The organism is Methylophilus sp. (assembly GCF_008015755.1).
Taxonomy (GTDB): Bacteria; Pseudomonadota; Gammaproteobacteria; order Burkholderiales; family Methylophilaceae; genus Methylophilus.
This window is the reverse complement of sequence record NZ_SSGF01000014.1, coordinates 12489-30146: the sequence shown is the minus strand read 5'-3', so window position 1 is coordinate 30146 and position 17658 is coordinate 12489. Positions and strand designations below refer to the sequence as shown.

The 17658-nt window shown below is 50.0% G+C and carries 17 protein-coding genes; 8 read left to right on the top strand and 9 right to left on the bottom strand.

The features are described 5' to 3' along the window. Positions 1–59: 59 nt before the first annotated feature. Entirely contained in the window at positions 60–1688 is a 1629-nt protein-coding gene (locus tag E6Q52_RS05905) for an EAL domain-containing protein (protein WP_292819704.1), read from the top strand. Between the two features lie 42 nt (positions 1689–1730). Here E6Q52_RS05905 and E6Q52_RS05900 read toward each other — a convergent pair whose 3' ends face one another. Next, positions 1731–2201, bottom strand: a complete 471-nt coding sequence (locus tag E6Q52_RS05900; protein ID WP_292819701.1) for a hypothetical protein — start codon at positions 2199–2201, stop codon at positions 1731–1733. A 564-nt stretch (positions 2202–2765) separates the two neighbouring features. Here E6Q52_RS05900 and E6Q52_RS05895 point away from each other — a divergent pair. Continuing rightward, on the top strand, positions 2766–4991 hold the full coding sequence (locus E6Q52_RS05895) for an EAL domain-containing protein (RefSeq protein WP_292819698.1): 2226 nt from the start codon (positions 2766–2768) through the stop codon (positions 4989–4991). A gap of 91 nt (positions 4992–5082) precedes the next feature. On the opposite strand, the gene E6Q52_RS05890 is transcribed toward E6Q52_RS05895, so the two are convergent. The 3 genes from E6Q52_RS05890 to E6Q52_RS05880 all read right to left on the bottom strand — a co-directional run bounded on the left by E6Q52_RS05890 (position 5083) and on the right by E6Q52_RS05880 (position 9239). Continuing rightward, positions 5083–7731, bottom strand: coding sequence for a methyl-accepting chemotaxis protein (locus tag E6Q52_RS05890; protein WP_292819695.1), 2649 nt, complete (start codon positions 7729–7731; stop codon positions 5083–5085). A gap of 199 nt (positions 7732–7930) precedes the next feature. Next, positions 7931–8725: a hypothetical protein gene (locus E6Q52_RS05885; RefSeq protein ID WP_292819692.1), complete on the bottom strand. Its 795-nt coding sequence runs from the start codon at positions 8723–8725 to the stop codon at positions 7931–7933. Between the two features lie 106 nt (positions 8726–8831). After that, on the bottom strand, positions 8832–9239 hold the full coding sequence (locus tag E6Q52_RS05880) for a hypothetical protein (RefSeq protein WP_292819689.1): 408 nt from the start codon (positions 9237–9239) through the stop codon (positions 8832–8834). 169 nt (positions 9240–9408) lie between these two features. On the opposite strand from E6Q52_RS05880, the gene E6Q52_RS05875 reads away from it, so the two are divergent. Then, entirely contained in the window at positions 9409–9657 is a 249-nt protein-coding gene (locus E6Q52_RS05875; protein ID WP_292819686.1) for a hypothetical protein, read from the top strand. 82 nt (positions 9658–9739) lie between these two features. Next, positions 9740–10075 (top strand): multidrug efflux SMR transporter, encoded by a 336-nt coding sequence (locus E6Q52_RS05870; protein WP_292819684.1) that lies wholly within the window; start codon positions 9740–9742, stop codon positions 10073–10075. Between the two features lie 31 nt (positions 10076–10106). Here E6Q52_RS05870 and E6Q52_RS05865 read toward each other — a convergent pair whose 3' ends face one another. Then, on the bottom strand, positions 10107–10448 hold the full coding sequence (locus tag E6Q52_RS05865) for a PilZ domain-containing protein (protein ID WP_292819681.1): 342 nt from the start codon (positions 10446–10448) through the stop codon (positions 10107–10109). A 184-nt stretch (positions 10449–10632) separates the two neighbouring features. On the opposite strand from E6Q52_RS05865, the gene E6Q52_RS05860 reads away from it, so the two are divergent. Next, positions 10633–11340 (top strand): hypothetical protein, encoded by a 708-nt coding sequence (locus E6Q52_RS05860; RefSeq protein WP_292819678.1) that lies wholly within the window; start codon positions 10633–10635, stop codon positions 11338–11340. A gap of 234 nt (positions 11341–11574) precedes the next feature. Here E6Q52_RS05860 and rnk read toward each other — a convergent pair whose 3' ends face one another. Continuing rightward, positions 11575–11934: a nucleoside diphosphate kinase regulator gene (gene rnk / locus E6Q52_RS05855; protein ID WP_292819675.1), complete on the bottom strand. Its 360-nt coding sequence runs from the start codon at positions 11932–11934 to the stop codon at positions 11575–11577. 150 nt (positions 11935–12084) lie between these two features. Continuing rightward, complete coding sequence (locus E6Q52_RS05850; protein ID WP_292819672.1) at positions 12085–12990, bottom strand: LysR family transcriptional regulator; 906 nt, start codon at positions 12988–12990, stop codon at positions 12085–12087. 125 nt (positions 12991–13115) lie between these two features. Here E6Q52_RS05850 and E6Q52_RS05845 point away from each other — a divergent pair, with 125 nt between their 5' ends. Then, positions 13116–13445 carry a hypothetical protein gene (locus tag E6Q52_RS05845; RefSeq protein WP_292819670.1) on the top strand — a complete coding sequence of 110 codons (330 nt, stop codon included), beginning with the start codon at positions 13116–13118 and terminating at the stop codon, positions 13443–13445. Positions 13446–13490: 45 nt separating this feature from the next. Here the strand turns inward: E6Q52_RS05845 and E6Q52_RS05840 are convergent, their stop codons facing one another. Further along, positions 13491–14027: a DUF2127 domain-containing protein gene (locus E6Q52_RS05840; protein ID WP_292819667.1), complete on the bottom strand. Its 537-nt coding sequence runs from the start codon at positions 14025–14027 to the stop codon at positions 13491–13493. Continuing rightward, positions 14020–15555: a SulP family inorganic anion transporter gene (locus E6Q52_RS05835; RefSeq protein WP_292819665.1), complete on the bottom strand. Its 1536-nt coding sequence runs from the start codon at positions 15553–15555 to the stop codon at positions 14020–14022. The genes E6Q52_RS05840 and E6Q52_RS05835 overlap by 8 nt, the downstream gene beginning before the upstream one ends. A 364-nt stretch (positions 15556–15919) precedes the next feature. Here E6Q52_RS05835 and E6Q52_RS05830 point away from each other — a divergent pair, with 364 nt between their 5' ends. Beyond that, the gene (locus tag E6Q52_RS05830) at positions 15920–16177 is read left to right on the top strand and encodes a hypothetical protein (RefSeq protein WP_292819662.1); all 258 of its coding nucleotides are present in this window, start codon (positions 15920–15922) and stop codon (positions 16175–16177) included. 146 nt (positions 16178–16323) lie between these two features. Continuing rightward, positions 16324–17586, top strand: a complete 1263-nt coding sequence (locus tag E6Q52_RS05825; protein WP_292819659.1) for a putative Na+/H+ antiporter — start codon at positions 16324–16326, stop codon at positions 17584–17586. Positions 17587–17658: the final 72 nt, after the last annotated feature.

Here is a 17658-nt window from a genome sequence, read left to right as displayed (position 1 = left end):
AGCACACTCTTCGCGCGGTTGCAGATCGCGATGACAATGATGATAAGAAAGAAGCATGCATGGATGACGCACTCAAAAAGGGGTGGAACAAAAATGTAGTGACGGGCACGATGACCCTGCTGATGATTGCAACCGCCTGCATTTCGATTTTTTTATCGGTCATGATCGCCCACAACCAGGCCATCGTCAAAGAGACCAAACACTTGCGTGACATGACCCAAGACGTGTTGATGCGTATGAATAGCACGCGCGCGCAGTTCACCGAGATTGTGCAGGTATTTTCAGCCGTGGCTGAAAAAGACGCCTGCCTGCCACCACACATCAAGCGCATGCAGACGTTCAGCATCAATGGCTTGTTTTTGCAGGGTGTCGCCCATATTCGGGGCAACCGTATCGCATGCTCTTCTATCTCAGAGGTGTTCGATGGCATGGCGCTGGGCGAACCGTTGCGAACAGAAGCGGATGGCACACGGGTGTGGGCCAATATTCAAATCGCTGACTGGCCAAATCAACGTCTAGTGATGCTTGAACGGGCAGGCTGGGCGGCCATTTTCATTCCCAGCCATGCATTACAGGCATTGGGAAGCGCCGAGATTTCGGTTGGCGTATTTGGCATACAATCTCACCAGCTATACACCGCCAGGGGTGATATCAATCCACTTTGGATAAAAAGGTACAACGGAGAGCAAGCACTCACTTTTATAGACAAAACACGTCATATGCTGGTGTACATTGCGCCGAATGCGCTGCACCTGAGCGCGGTGGTCGCCGCAATACCACTCAAAGACATCAACGACGATATGGTGGCCTTTATTCAAATCCTGATACCACTGTCGCTGATTGTTGGCTTGTTACTGGGGGGCGTGGTTGTGTACATGCAGCGTACCCGCTACTCGACAAAATCAGCCATTTTACGCGGGCTGGCAAAGCACGAGTTTTACCTGGAATACCAACCGATCATGCATCTGCAGAGCCGTACCTGTATCGGTGCTGAAGCCCTGATTCGCTGGAAAACTGCCGATAACACCTTCATCAGTCCAGACATATTTATTCCTGCCGCAGAAGTAGCAGGCGTGATCTGCCAGATTACGCAACGGGTGTTTGAGCTGGTAAGCAGAGACATGCAGCAGGCATTCAATACACATCCAAGCTTTTATGTCGGCATCAATATTTCTTCACATGACATTCGCTCAGGCGCGCTATTAACGCTGATTCAACGGCTCATCACCAGCACCGGCGCCCAAGGCCAGCAAATTCTGATCGAAGTCACCGAGCGCGGCTTTCTGGATGATGATGACGCGCTGTCCACCATCAAACAAATCCGTGATTATGGCGTCCGCGTCGCGATTGATGATTTTGGCACGGGCTATTCCAGCCTGGCCTACCTGACCAAATTTCAACTGGATTACCTCAAAATTGACAAAACGTTTGTCGACTCCGTCGGCACCGACGCTGTCACCAGCCATGTTGCGTTCCACATCATTGAGATGGCAAAAACACTGTCGCTGAATATGGTTGCCGAAGGGGTAGAAACCACCCATCAGGCCGACATTTTGCAAGCACGCGGCGTCCACTATGTGCAAGGCTGGTTATTCTCAAAATCGCTCAAGCCAAAAGCGTTTTATCGCTACCTGGAAAACCATGCATCGCTTTCAGCCACTGGCGAAGATCCAGCACCGCCTGCCTGATGCAGGCGGCGGCTCAATTCTCTTAGGATAAAGACGCGACGGTTATGACTTGAAAAACTGAATGGGAATGCTGCGTTTCTGGTCATCCACGCACAAACCATCGCCAATCACAAATACACTACCAAGCAAACCATCGCCTTCAATATTGACTTTAAAGTCGCAATTCAGCACCGCTTTTTGATTGGCGAGTAAAAAACTCTTGCCGGCATAAGCGCGGCGGCTCACCGCTTCAGATGGCGCATCAGAAGGCCGCGACTGAGCAACGGTGGTCACCGTACTGGTCGCCGTCCATTTGCCGCTCAACTTACCATAAGGCGACTCTTCAAAAGCGATATCGCCATCATTACTAATATCATTGATCAAGATAGTGCCCGCATAGACGGTGCCATCCAAACCAATCAATTGCGCCTTATTCTGATACACACCCAACTTCACCATATTGACCGAGCAAGCTGGCAGCATGCATAACACCGCCATCAATACGCCAAAACACTTCATTCCCTGAACTCTCATCCCTGCCTCACATGATTTCAAATACTGATAGACTACCGTCAACATATCATCCCCTCGTGACAGCCGACCCTTTTCTTATATCGCCACCACAGCTAGTCAGCGCGCGGCTACTGCATCGTCTGCGCCAAACAACCTTCCTTCCCTCACTCTCCCAGTCGCCTTGCCCAAGCGTAGGCCAATCAACGAAGCGGGGTTTTAAAACAGAGAACGCAACTGAAACGCGCGGAGACGGTCTTAAAAGCTGTGAATGCGGCTTGATTAAGACCATTTATCACACTTTTTGAGTGAGATTGCAACTCTAATTAATATTGCCCACAAAATTAATTTATGAAAATGTTAATCTGCGCTGATAGCTTGTTTGTTGTCTGCGATCAAGACACCTCTCGGTCAGCGATGTGTGTTTAGCAAGTCTGATTGTCCATCGATCAAGCCGCGCTTGGATTGCGCCTCATCAGAAATAATGAATACCGCTGCAAAATAACCGTTAACCCTTGATAGCAATCCTCTTGTTATCAAATACAATTTAATTTACATAAAATAGATAGAATGCTGGGAGATAGGTGAATGTCGTTGCAGCGTTCAATCATGGGCCATATCAGGATGTTCAAGTCTTTCATCTGGGTCATCGGCATGTGTCTTACCTGGCAGCTATCGGCACAGGAGATATTACCCGACGGCGCGCAAGCCGCAGAACCGCTGCATCCATTATCATTGACAACTCAAGAGCGTCTCTGGATAAAACAGCATCCCACAGTAGGTGTCGCTGTCAGAAACGGCTGGATGCCAGTGGAGTTTCAACTGGAAAACCAGCGACACAAAGGCGTGTCGATTCAATATCTGCAAAAAATTAGCCAGCTGACCGGTTTAAAATTTACGATTATTGATTATCACGATGACATCACAAACGCAGAGGCGTCAGTGATGACTGGCATACGCGGAAACCAGCTCACAGCAACAGGATTCAAGCGGCTGTCCACGCCTTACCTGGACACGCCTAATGCGATTTATGTCGCGGCCCATCATGGTCTTTACCAAAGAGCGCTGACCCTGAACGATCTTGCCCATCAAACCGTGGCGGTGTTCAGAGGTGGCCCACTCGCCCAAAGACTGAAAGCCAGCGTGCCCGGCATCAAAATCAAACTGGTAGATGTTGCGGATGAAGCTTTTGAGTATCTGGATGCGGGCCTTGCAGATGCTTACGTGGGTAATGAACTGGTGCTGGATTACCATCTGGATTTTCATAAAATCAACTCTGTAAGAAAAGTCGGCATGACGCCGATCACCAGTCCAGTGTATATGGCTGTCAGCCAGAACGACCCTGCGTTGGAGGGTATTTTAAACAAAGCCACGTTGCACATCGGCACCAATCCGCCAGAGCTGATGGAAACCTGGCAGAGAAGTCCGGATCATCCTTTGATGAAGTACCAGCTCGCAGCGCTGGCATTTTTTGCGGTGTTACTGCTAATCCAGTTACTCAAACAATACAAGACCAATAAAAAACAGGCGGTGGCGGCTCAGCATCAGATCTGGTTTCAGGCCAACCATGATTTTTTAACCAAGCTGCCTAACCGGTTTCAACTCAAAAATGAGCTGCATCAGGCTTTGCAAATCGCGGCGCAACGCGGCACGCGCATTGCCGTCATGATTATGGACCTGGATAACTTCAAGGAGATTAATGATACCGCCGGTCATGCGGTGGGTGACGAGGTGTTGATCGCGGTGGCTGAGCGTATACAGTCTGTCATCATGCCGCCGAACATCACCGCCAGATTCGGTGGTGATGAGTTTTTAATCGTGGTACAAGAAGATGCCAGTGAGGAAAAACTGCGCACCCTGTGCACGCGGTTGATTACCACCATGGCGAGCCCGCTTAAGCTGCAACAAAAATCATTTACGGTGTCAATCAGCATTGGTGTGGCGCAGTTTCCGGATCATAGCCAACAGGCGGATGAATTGATTATGTTTGCCGACCAAGCGCTCTATCAGGCCAAGCGTACAGGCAAAAACAAGTTCATCCTGTTTAATGAAGGCATGCATGATGTGTTTACCAGGAGAGCCCAACTCAGCAATGCGTTAAGGTATGCCGTGCAAAGAAACCAGCTGCATCTGCAATATCAGCCCATTTTCAACCTCACCGACTTGCAATGCGAAAAAGTAGAAGCGCTATTACGCTGGCAACACCCCGAATTCGGCAGCATTTCACCCGCCGTCTTTATCAGCATTGCCGAAGAGTATGGCTATATTATTGAGCTTGGAGAGTGGGTTTTCCAGCAAATCATGCGTGATTTCACCAAGATCAACCGCCAATTTGGTCAAGTCGAAATTTGCATCAATATCTCACCCCTGCAATTTTCACAGCCCGCGCCCATTCAGCAATTTATCTCGACCCTGGCTTCGAACGGGATAGCCGGCGCACAGTTTTGTTTTGAAATCACCGAAGGCCTGCTATTGGAGGCGTCTGGTAACGTTATTGAGACGTTGAACAGCCTGCAGGCGCAGGGCATCAAACTGGCGATTGATGATTTCGGCACTGGCTACTCATCACTGGCTTATCTGAATAAATTCAACATTGATTACGTCAAAATTGATCAGTCTTTTATCAGACACATTACTGACAATCAGAATGACCAGGCCTTGTGCAAAACCATCATATTCATGGGTAAGCAACTCAATATCAAACTGATTGCCGAGGGCGTGGAAACCCTGGCACAAGAAGTCTTGCTCAAGGAAATGGGTTGCCAATACTCTCAGGGCTACTACAGAGCGCGCCCGGTAGACCTCAGCGCCTAGCTAGCCGTCATTAGAGGCCCGATAGCCGCCAAGCCCAACATTGACTGGACTTGGTGGATACTTGGCGTGAGGGTGAAGTCTGCCCGCTTGATCAGGTGCCTGTGCGTTGCAGCAATCGTCCCGCTTGCGTGCCACGTGTTGTTGGCTCCAGCTTGAACTGACTGATCACTTCCGCCAGTTGATTCGCCTGATCGACCAGAGACTCTGCCGCTGCTGCGGCCTGCTCAACCAGGGCTGCATTTTGCTGCGTGCTGTCGTCCATGCTGGTGACCGCTTGATTCACCTGATCAATGCCTGCGGTTTGCTCGGTAGACGCGGCTGAAATTTCATTGATAATGTGCGCGACACGCTGCACAGCGCTGACCACTTCATCCATGGTGATGCCTGCATTTTCAACCAATCGGGTGCCCTCTGAGGTCTTGGTCACAGAGTCAGTAATCAGTACTTTAATTTCTTTGGCCGCACTGGCAGAGCGTTGTGCCAGGTTACGCACCTCGCCTGCGACCACGGCAAAGCCGCGCCCTTGCTCACCCGCACGTGCTGCTTCGACCGCCGCATTCAAGGCCAGAATATTGGTTTGGAAAGCAATGCCATCAATCACCGAGATAATATCCTCGATTTTTTTCGCACTTTCGTTAATCGCACCCATGGTTGAAACGACCTCGTTCACCACTTTGCCACCTTTGATCGCAATGTCTGAGGCCTCTAGCGCCAGATGATTGGCCTGACCGGCATTTTCCGCATTCTGTTTCACAATCGAGGCCAACTCTTCCATGCTGGCAGCGGTTTGCTCCAGGCTGGAGGCCTGACTCTCTGTGCGCGATGACAGGTCTACGTTTCCACTGGAGATTTCATTGGCGGCCGTTGTGATTGTTTCAATCGCCTGCGTCACGGCGACAATCGGTGCCACAATCAGGTCCAGCGTATTATTGACGCCCTCCACAATCTCACGGAAATCACCAGCATGCTTGGTCGCATCGGCACGCACGGTAATACGTCCTTCACGCGCCGCATCGGCCAGCAGGTTGACGTCGGCCACCAGATCATTCACAGCATCAATACATGTATTCAGGTTGTTTTTGATCTCGTTAAAATCGCCCTGATAAGGCGTGGTGATTTTGGCCGGAATCTGGCCATTAGAAATATCGGCGACGCATTGCGCGGCGACATTGAGCGGGCCAATCACCGAGTCCAGTGTGGCATTGACGCCCATGACAATTTTTCTGAAGTCGCCCTGATGCCGCGTCACATCGGCACGTGTCGACAAGCGGCCCTCTATCGCGGCGTGCGAGAGCAGGTTCACATCCGTGATCAGCGTATTCACGGCGCCGATACACTGATTCAGGTTGTTTTTAATGGTATTGAAATCACCATGATATTCGTCCGTGATTTTGGCCGGAATCTGACCTTGCGCAATCTGCTCCACATATTTCGCCGCCACATTCAACGGCGTAATCAAGGCATCCAGAATCTGGTTAATGCCCTCGCCAATCTGCTTCACAAAGCCAGCGGGCAACTGCTCGATATTGACGCGCTGCGCCAGGTTGCCTTGGGCGGCTTCTTGCACCAGGCGGAACACCTCCTGCTCACCGATCGCCTCAGCCGTGCGGTCTGTCCACTGCGTCATCCGACCCAGATAGTCGCCTTTGGCACTAAATACCGGAACGATCAGCACCTGTATTTTCTTGCCATACATATTCACTTCCGCAAACTCAGGCTGCGTGAATGTGGTTTTGAACAATTCGGGTTGATCAGAGTATTCGAGATACTTGCCGATGCTGCTGCCTATCATATTGTCCACGGCATAATCTGGAAATTTAGCGGCAATCTCTGGGGCCATTTCCGCCCACACCTTTCTGGCAGCATCGTTCATGTATTCCAGATTGTGCATGCTGTCGCCAAACGTCAGCGCCACAGCACTCTGGTCTAGCGCAGACTGCAAACGGCGCGTCTGTTCGGCCATCTTTTTCGCATCGTTAACATCAAAGCCGATTTTGATTTGCATGCATTTAAGCATTTTCATGATGGCGCCAAACTCATCGTCGCCACGCGTATCGATACGCACCTCCAGATTGCCACCCGCCAGACCATTCACGGCATCTTGCATCACCTGCAAGGCATTTTTTATCTTAAATGCGCACAGGGCAACTGCCACCGTCGCTGTGCCCAGGCCTACCCCTGCGCCCAGCCAGGCACCGGCATGACCGGCGGAGACCGCATAAGCCGTCATGGCCGCCACTGGCGTCAATACAGCCGTCGCCAGCTTATACAGCATCGGCAGATCATGTATGCGTGCCGCCCATTGTGCTCGCCAACCGGGCTTGGGCAACTTACCCTCGCGCATGAACGCATACAGCTTTTCCGCATGTTCAATTTGTGCACGACTGGCCAGCGAGCGCACAGACATATAGCCAATGACCGTGCTGCCTTCACGAATCGGTGCGACATTGGCCTCTACCCAATAATGGTCGCCATTTTTACAGCGGTTTTTGACGATGCCGTTCCACGGCTTACCCGCCTTGACACTCCGCCACAAGTCTTCAAACGCCGCAGCGGGCATATCCGGGTGGCGGATAATATTGTGGTTCTTGCCAATCAGTTCCAGCTCAGAAAAACCACTGATTTCAATAAAGTCGCGATTAATATAGGTAATTGCCCCTTTTAAATCGGTTTTGGAAACAATGGAAACGCCTTGTTTCAGGACAATCTCTTGTTGTGTCACGGGCAAATTAATCTTCATAATATCGGCGCCTTTTCAGCAAAAATGTCGCTTTCGCAAGCGTTCAATCTACGCTGTTTTTTGTCTTCAGCATGTGCCGATCACATCGCCTTTTTGCCAGTAATTTAAGCATTAAAAAAGCCCAGGGGATTCCCTGGGCTGATCTGTGAGTGCGCGAAGTGAATCGTCTCAATCGGTGAGCACTGCGCTTGCCTAAACGTTATACACCGTGCGCGCTCAGTTTATCCAGCTCCACATTATTTTCTGCCGCATGACATTCCAGAATCTCCACATCGCCTTTGCCAAAATTCAGCTTTTCTACCGAGTTAATATTGCTGGCAAATTTGTTGTCCAACTCGCCACATTTACGTGAACGTCTGCTGACAAAATTCAGATAGTCTTTTTTTCTGCTTTCTAACTGCGGCGCGGGCACATCGCTATCGTTCATGAAACTTGCGTAAGCACTTCTCAACCGCAATTCGGACACACTCCAGATATTAAACACAATGATTTTGGTGGGCGGATTTTTGGGGGCAAGCTCTTCAACCGCCGGCTGTACCGGACTGGTTGAATGCTCGACGACAGGCGAACGCCCCTCTAGAACTTGCTCTGCTGTCACTTTTGCTTTTGCTTTTTTGCGTGCAGGCTTTGCTTCAGTGGCAGTGACCGCTGGGGTGACTGCTTCAGGCATGCTTGCCTCTGTCGTCTCTTGCTTAATCTCATCGTGATCAACCACAGTCGCGGCCAATGCCACCGGTGGCATTGGCGCGGTTTGGACGTCAACCTGAGTTTGGGCGCGCACCGTTTGATGGGAGAAACTGCTGTTGCTCTCTTCTTTAGAAAGCAAACCCAACAAAATCACCACCAGCAAGCCAATCAAGATCAGATTGACCTTGCCAATATCCGTTGCCCCGCGCTCGGATTTCTGCGACGTCGCAGCGTACTGCGCGTCTTCATGCAAGCACATTACATCGTGGCTGGCATGGATATTTTTAGCAGGAAACAGATGCCTCATAAATTCAGTCGATTGTGTGTTGATGCCAATAGATCATTCAATGTTGAACAATGCCCTAAAAATGCACAAGATTCAAGCCGGACAAGCCGGCCTGCGCTGCAAGTCGTCAAATATACAGGCCATGCGCCTGTTGTGGCCAGACTGATGCGGGGGTGACCATGTCAACCTTACGCATCCTCTGCCCTGTCAGCCATGTGCCACTCTCAGCAGGGGTCGCTGTCTGGCTGCGACGCGCTTCGCGCAACAATGCATCCATGACATGCGCGCGTTCAGCCGTCTGAAGATGCTTGCGATCAGTGAACCCGTCAGGACTGGCCACGACGATCGCCGCCACACCCTTGGCTGCACCACGCGCATCGGCCTGCACATCCATGGGTGTCGTCGTACCAATCGAAATTGCGGTCAAAAACAGTCCAACAAACATCAGCAGCAATGCCGCTGAGGCAGCGCCAGCGGTAATTGCAATCAATGACATCGCCGTCGTCGCACCATCAGGTGAATGCGGTGTTTTCATGGAAGCCTCCCCGTTTAAACTTGTGTTCACATTTAGACAGGTGCCATCATGCGGTATTCAGACTGGTTTCTCTATGTCACTAGCGCTGAATTTAGTGTAGGAATTATCGGACAAAGCAGAATGTCTTTATAATTGATTGGTCGCAATTAAATACTTGCCAGGCGCCTATATGGACTTCAACGTACTCTCCGCTTTCTATCTCGTCCCGCTGTTCATTTCCGCCATCGGCGGCTTGATTGAATTTAGAAATTGCAGCTTTGAAACCCCCAGGCACGCTTTGAGCAAAGCTTTTTTCCTCAGTTTCAGAAGCCTGGTGCCGGTGCTCAATATCTTCTCGGCCATTTTGTACCTGATTACTTGCGGCACCTTTACATGGAAAAGATGTGCGTGGAAAAGCGGGTCACCACCGAAAAATTAAGTGCTATTGAAACAATCAGCGTCTGAAGAAAGAGGCCATGGCAAACGTTGGCTCTCTCAAAGCACCATCAAGGAAAATATAGATGCTTAAATATTGGTTATTTCTGTTCGCGGCCATTGTGAGTGAGGTGACGGCGACCTCGTCACTCAAAGCAAGCGCTGGGTTCAGCAAACTCTTGCCTTCGGTGGTGGTTGTGGTTGGCTATGCCTTGTCGTTTTACTTTTTATCGCTGGTATTAAAAGCGATTCCCATCGGCATTGCCTATGCAGTGTGGGCGGGGCTGGGGATTGTGCTGCTGGCGCTGGTAGGTTGGATTGTGTTTGGTCAGGCGCTGGATACCCCGGCGATGATCGGCATTGCACTGATCCTGGCAGGCGTTATCGTCATGAATGTGTTTTCAAAAACAGTGGTCCACTAGTGGCTGGCAACAAGCCGAGTGTGAGTGACCACTAGCTTGCCATCACCGACTGAATCAATGCTCTGTTTTCTGTAGAAACCTCCAGAAATTCCAGGTTTGTTCTAAAGCCCTGCAAGCCGCACAGAGATGACAAAATCACCCGACAATGAAACTGGTAATGTCTTAGTGTTGCCCCTGCAAATACCGGCACATTCACTTTACATACCTGCCCTGGCTGATATTGCTTATCGACAAAAAGGCTCATGCCGCTATGTGAAATGTCGTGGGTGAATCCCTGATACTGAGCGCCCATACTATCGACTAACTGCGATTTTTTGTGCCACGAGCGACGATTGTTGTCTATTGAGGGATTGTGCCAACGACTGGAAGACATGGGGAACTACTGCTGACTGAATTGCTCTGCATTATATGATAGGCCTCAGTTAAAAAGACTGTATTTTCTGCTTAGGTAAATCAACTTTACGCATGCTATCTGGTCATCACACATTCATAAACAATGCATTAAACTATCGATTGTTTGTCTTTCGCTGCAATCCCTGACTCTATAGAAAAGAAACATGCATCGCACGCTGACTCCATTTTTACCTATCCCTCTGGCAGCACTCACCGTGGCTATACTGGCTGCCTTGGCAAACACCAGTTTGGCCGCCGATGATACACCTCAACCATCAACGATCCGGCTGCCGGGCATTTATCACGTATGGGGCAAAGACACCGCAGACATGCCCGCCATCACATTCGATGCGTTAGAGCAATGCATGAGTGCTGACGCCACCATCAGGCAGCAATTCGACCGTTTTCAGCTTGAAACCAAGAAGATGAATGATGAGGTACTCAACGCCGAAAACCTCGTTCAGGCCAATCAGTATGCACGGCAGGCGCTAGAAAAAGAGGGTAGCGGCCTGCAGGCAGACATTGTGGCCATGAACGCACGCAATGACGCGCTTGCTCAAAGGAAACAGGCGCTCGCTGCGCAAACCCGGCAGAGAGTCGATGCGGCGACCGCCAAAAAAATCAATCAACAGGTTGATCAGTTTAATCAAGACACGCTGCAATTTAATGCCGACTCATCGGCGCTCAGCGAAAAAGCGCAGCAATTAAAAGCCAAACAACAGCAATTTAATGACAGCCTGCCAAGCTTAAAAAGCCAGCTGGATCAAGTCAACAGCAGCACCAGTGAATTTAACGAACGAAAAAAGAATTTTAATAATACGCTGGCGGCTTACAAAGACAAGTGCACAGGCGAGCACAAGCTAGAAAAGTAAAAAGGCACCTCGGAGGAGATGCCTTTTGCATTGAGATCAATATGCGTTAATCGAATGCGGGTAGGGAATGTTTTACCCCGTTTAAAATAATTAGCGCAAATTTCACGCATCAGTTTAAACGGTCCTAGTGGCAAAGCACGCCCTGAGCAACATCATGCCGCCAAGTGCCCATTTTTCCTATGGGAGATTTTCCCTTATCTGCCGGGAACGCATGAAATATCCGCATGTACACGCTCAAGTCGGGTGAATCACCCGCACCACCTGTAGCCGCCGCGATTCGCCATTAGGAAATGGCCAATCAATTTCGTGCCCGACCTTTAACCCTAGCAAGGCAGAGCCAACCGGCGAACAGACAGAAATCTTACCCAGTTTTAAATCGGCTTCTTCCGGAAAACACAGTTGCACCTCGCGTGTTAAATCGTTGCTTTTATCCAGGTAAACCACGCGCGAATGCATTTTAACGACATCCGCTGGCACTTGCTCGGCAGCCACGACCACGGCACGTCCCAGCTCATCGCGCAACAAAGCATCATTGGCAAGCACGGATAAGCGTGCATAGTCCTGATCCGACAATATTAAGTGTTCAACGTCCATATTCCTCAACCATCTCAATGCTTATTAACCCTTGGGGCAAGCGGACAGAATAATCGGGACAGCGAGGAAAAATAAGCCTGTCAAAGAGAATATGACTGTTTCTTATATGGCTACAATCATATGACCATTTGCAATGGTCTAAGCGCGGTACTAGTCTTGGTCCCAGTAAGGCTCAGCCCCAAAACGCTCAGACAGATAATCGATAAATAGCCGGGTTTTTAAAGGTAAGTTACGTTTAGGCAAATACAGCGCATAGACGTGTTGCTCTACCGGGATATATTCAGACAACACCGATTTCAGCCGCTTGGACTGCAGGTCTTTGCCGATGATAAATGTCGGCAACAGCGCCAACCCAAAGCCACCCAACACCACTTGAGAGAGGGCTTCATCATCATTAATCCGTAACCTGCCCGCGACATTCACCGTGACCTCACCCGCAGGCCCGTTGAAGCGCCACTGGCCTTTATCGCCCGAGTGAATATAATCTAGGCAATTATGGTTGACCAGGTCTTGCGGCATCACCGGGATGCCATGCTGCTCAAAGTATTTTGGCGTGGCGCACAGATTGCGCCGAATCGGCGCCAGCTTTCTGGCAACTAAACTTTGCGGCAGGTCTTTCGTGATCGCAATCACCACGTCGTAGCCTTCTTCAGTCACATCCACCTGGCGGTCGGTAATCGTCATGTCGATTTCCAATTGTGGATGGCGATCCATAAACGCAGCAATCGCAGGCGCAATATGCAAGGTGCCAAAGGCCACCGAAGCCGCCACTTTCAGCACGCCTCTGGGCTGCGCATTCAGGCTTTCTATCATTTGCTGCGCTTCCTCTGCCTCCTCGCGGATGCGGGTGCAATAGTCGTAAAAGCTGGCGCCAATTTCGGTGAGGCTTAAATGGCGGGTGCTCCGATTCAATAGGCTGGCGCCCAAGGCATGCTCCAGCTTGGCCACCGCTTTACTCACGGATGACTTGGTCATGCCCAGCTTTCTGGAGGCGGCCGAAAAGCTTTGTTCATTCACCACATGGGCAAAAATGATCATCTGATTTAAATCATACATGCCTTGATTGTATCCCAAAAAGAAACAGTTAAATGCGCTTTAGATGGCTAATTTTATGCCCAGAAATCTATACCATAGGATAAGAATCATGTGTAACGTGAAATCCATACTGAGGATGTTGAGCCATGTATCACGCATTGTTAAAGACTAAATTGTTCCTCCTGAGCTATCTCGTGCTGGTGTTGCCGACGGGTTTAGCGGACGCTGGCATCATCGCACACAACGCCATACTGTATGGGTTGTCCATGGTGGGGATCTGGGCCATCTGTCTGATCAGAGGCCACATCATCGGCAAATACTGGCTGGTCGCCATCCCCTCCGTCGCCTTTGTGTTCGATTTGATGCCCGCATTGGCAGCGATTGGCTTGGTGCCTTACTTGTACCATCTGCTGGCCATGGTGATTGGTGCCGCCTGCTTGGCTGACGCGCCGCCAGCGAGTGACCTGACCACCTGAGAGGAAGTCAGCCCCCAAGGCATGCAGATTGCACAGCTGCTGATCTTAATGAACGGCGCGTCGATTAAAAAACATCAATAAATACACAACAATCCCTGTATTGATGAGCAACACGATCAGTTTGAAATGCGTATAGTGATTGAGCAGCGCATACACCTCGTATGGAATCAGCACGCCAATACTGGCGATACCCAATGTTCTTCCCCATGGGCGCTGGTGCCATAGACCAATAGACTCAGACAGTTTGATAATCACATACAAAAAAGCACAAACGCAGGCAGCGATCAGCTCGCCTTGGCTAAAGTGGGCCGCCAGCATGAGCAGCATACTGACGTAATGATTTTGAGGATTGATATGCAGCTCACCGACAAGCGCTTCTGCCAATGCACCAGCATTGAGATGAAAAACAAAAATAAAAACGAGTAAGGTCATCAACATCAGCAAGGCCTTAGCACCTTCAAACAATGCGATGACTCTAAGACCTAAGCTATTTTGAAGTTTCAATCCTATGCTCCTGTGCCCAATGCGTTGTTGAATGACTGTTGATCTCTCATAGAAACACGGCAATCCATTTTTAGCCAAGTTTATCGTCTGAGATTCTGTATTTTGGGTCTTCAAGCAAGTTGACTTCGATCACAGCCTTCGCATTTTCCAGCAACTCCTGACAATCGGCACTCAGGTGTTTCAAATGCAATGTTTTTCCTGCTGCTTTATATTTAGAGGCCAGGTGGTCAATCGCCACGATCGCAGAATGATCGACAATACGCGCTTGTTTAAAATCAATAATCACCTGTTCCGGATCGTCAGCAATCTCGAACAACGCCTGAAAGTTGGCCACAGAAGCAAAAAACAAGCTGCCATGCAGCGCGTAGACTTTAGCCCCGGCGTCATTTACTTCGCTGTGCACGGCTATTTTCTTTGCATGTTCCCAAGCAAACACCAGCGCAGAAACAATCACGCCAGCAATCACGGCGATTGCCAGGTCAGCCACAATTGTCACCGCGCCTACCAGCAAGCCGACAAAAATATCTTGTTTGGGCACTTTGCCAAACAGTTGCAAGGTGCCCCACTCAAACGTTTTTTCAGCCACCACAAACATCACACCTATCAAGGCAGCTAATGGAATCATTTCAATCCATCTGGAGGCAAAAAGGATGAATGAAAGCAGAAAGAGGGAGGTGGCAATGCCTGATAGCCGCTGCAAGGCGCCATTACCGATATTAATCATGCTCTGGCCAATCATGGCACAGCCCCCCATACCGCCAAATAATGCGGTGATGATATTAGCCGCCCCCTGCGCGAGTGCCTCTTTGTTCGGGCGACCACGCGTGTCTGTCATTTCATCAATCAGATTGAGGGTGAGTAGTGTTTCAATCAAGCCCACTGCGGCCAGGATCAAGGCATAAGGAAAGATGATATATAAGGTTTCCAAAGTCCAAGGCACTTGCGGGAGGTGAAAGCTTGGCAAGCCGCCTGCAATCGAACCCAAGTCGCCGACCGTTTTCGTGTCCAATCCAAAGTAAATCACGCTCAGCGTCACCGCGATAATCGCCACCAGGGTTGAGGGAACGGCTTTAGTGAACCTTGGCAATACGTAAATAATCGCCATGGTGGCGGCAATTAAGCCGATCATGACATATAAGGCACTGCCGGTGATCCAGACGACCCCACCGTCGGCGTTCGTCGTTTTAAAGTGACCAAACTGTGCAAGAAAAATCACAATCGCCAATCCATTCACAAAGCCAAGCATCACCGGATGCGGCACCATGCGGATAAACTTGCCGAGTTTGGCCACCGCAAACAAGATTTGCAACAGCCCCATCAAAACGATGGTAGCAAACAGGTATTGCACGCCATGCTGCACCACCAATGCCACCATCACCACGGCCAAAGCGCCTGCCGCGCCCGAAATCATGCCAGGCCGCCCGCCAAATGCCGCGGTAATAAACGACACTAACACGGCCGCATACAGGCCGGTTAACGGTGAAACATGGGCAATCAAGGCAAAGGCAATCGCCTCTGGCACCATGGCCAACGCCACGGTTAAACCACTTAAAAGGTTCACCTTAATCTCATCAAATCGAGTGGGTGAAGGTTGTATCGACAACATGCGAAACTCCAATCAATCTTTAATCCCAAGCGTACGCGCATGGCATCATGTCATGTGAAAAACAGAAAATAGCGGTGATTGCGCAGCCTGGAAAATCGGGCCTAAAGCAGAGGGATAAGCAATTTACATGGGTATCGCGCTTGATTGTTTAGCAGATTATAAACGTGACGCATGTCCGTGACAAAATCAATTCTAAGCGCCAACCATGCGTCTGCTTCATCCAGACGAGCCACATGTGCCGTCAAACGCATCGCCTTTGAATTGTTTGTATGTCTGCAGCATTATTTGATATATTTATATAAATAAGTTAGTCAATCAAGCGTGTAATGACTCTATGACAACCACGCGAGACTTCTGCAGTTGCATGGATAAAGCCCCCAAAAGGGATGGCATGGAGATCGAAAAAATGCGGTTTTTGAATGAGAATGTGCTGTTCTTCACCATACTCAGCTTTATTTTAGGCGGCGTATTAATGTGTGCTTATGCCATTGAAGAGAATCAAGCACTGCCCAGAAGCGCAGATATGCCCCAGCCAGCGCGAATGGAGCATGCTGCTGTTTCTTTAGAGGCCCATTCCCTTGATCAGGCAGATGATCACGCGGCCCAGGCCATGCCACATTAAGTGCACGCGTCGCCACACCAAGGCTAGTCGGTCATTCTTAGGACTGAGCATTCAAGCCCACAAGCATGGTGCTAAAGATTTTTACGGCCTTCTTTTGAGACCGTGTACACTAAAAATATTGATTCACGTTCAAGAAAACATTATTCATGCCGACCAACTTCATTTCACTCAATGTCTGCGCCGCGATTATTTTCGCATTGGCATTGATACATACCTTCAGCGCCAAATCGATTGAGCATTTAGGGCACCGGTTTCCTAAGCACAGCGGGGTATTTCATTTGCTCGGCGAAGTCGAGGTCGTGTTCGGTTTCTGGGCATTTATATTGGTCGCGGTCATGGCCAGTTTTTATGGCAGTGAAGAAGCCATACACTACATAGAATCCAGACATTACACCGAGCCATTATTTGTCTTTGTAGTGATGGTGGTGGCGGCGTCCAATCCCGTGTTATCAGTGATCCGTCAAACTGTGTTATCGGTCTCGCGCATACTGCCTATTCAGTCAATAATCGGCCAGACATGGCTGGGCCTGGCGTTGATCCCCTTGCTAGGCTCATTGATTACAGAACCTGCTGCCATGACGTTGGCGGCGCTGTTGCTGGCGCCGTTGGTGTTTAAGCAAGCCTTGCCAGAATGGCTGAAATATCTGGCGCTCGGCGGGTTGTTTGTCAATGTGTCGATTGGCGGCACGCTGACCTCTTATGCCGCGCCGCCGGTGTTAATGGTCGCGACGACCTGGCAATGGGATACGTTGTTTATGGCGGTAAATTTCGGCTGGAAAGCGACCATCGCCGTGTTTATCAATGCGACGATCATTGTGCTGCTATTGCACAAACACCTCAAGCATCTGTCTGCCAAAGAGGTTGCCCGCCAGCCCGATGTGCCGCTGGCCATCAGCATCATCCACCTGTTATTTTTGTTTGGCGTAGTGGTATTTGCCCATCATCCAGTGATTTTTATTGGGCTATTCATGCTGTTTCTGGGATTCACCCAGGCCTACGAACGCTACCAAACCCCCTTGATTCTTAAAGAAGGTCTGCTGGTTGGATTTTTCCTGGCAGGCCTGGTGGTGTTGGGCGGCTTGCAGGACTGGTGGCTACAGCCCATCGTTTCCCGCCTGCAACCTGTGGCCTTGTTTTTAGGCACCACCGCATTGACCGCGATCACGGACAACGCAGCATTGACTTATCTGGGATCCCTGATTACGCCTATCTCTGATGAAGCCAAATATATGCTGGTTGCCGGTGCGGTCTCAGGCGGTGGCTTAACAGTGATTGCGAATGCCCCCAACCCAGCAGGCGCTGCCTTGTTAAAGAGCGGATTCTCTGAGGAATCGATTGGCGCAATCGGTTTGCTGTTGGGCGCACTGCCACCGACACTGATTGCCATGAGCTTGTTCTTTTTCTTTTAAGCAACATGCGTGCAAACCACCCTAACCTTGCGCTGATTGTTATCAGCGCATGTTGAAGCCTCAAGCCCAGTA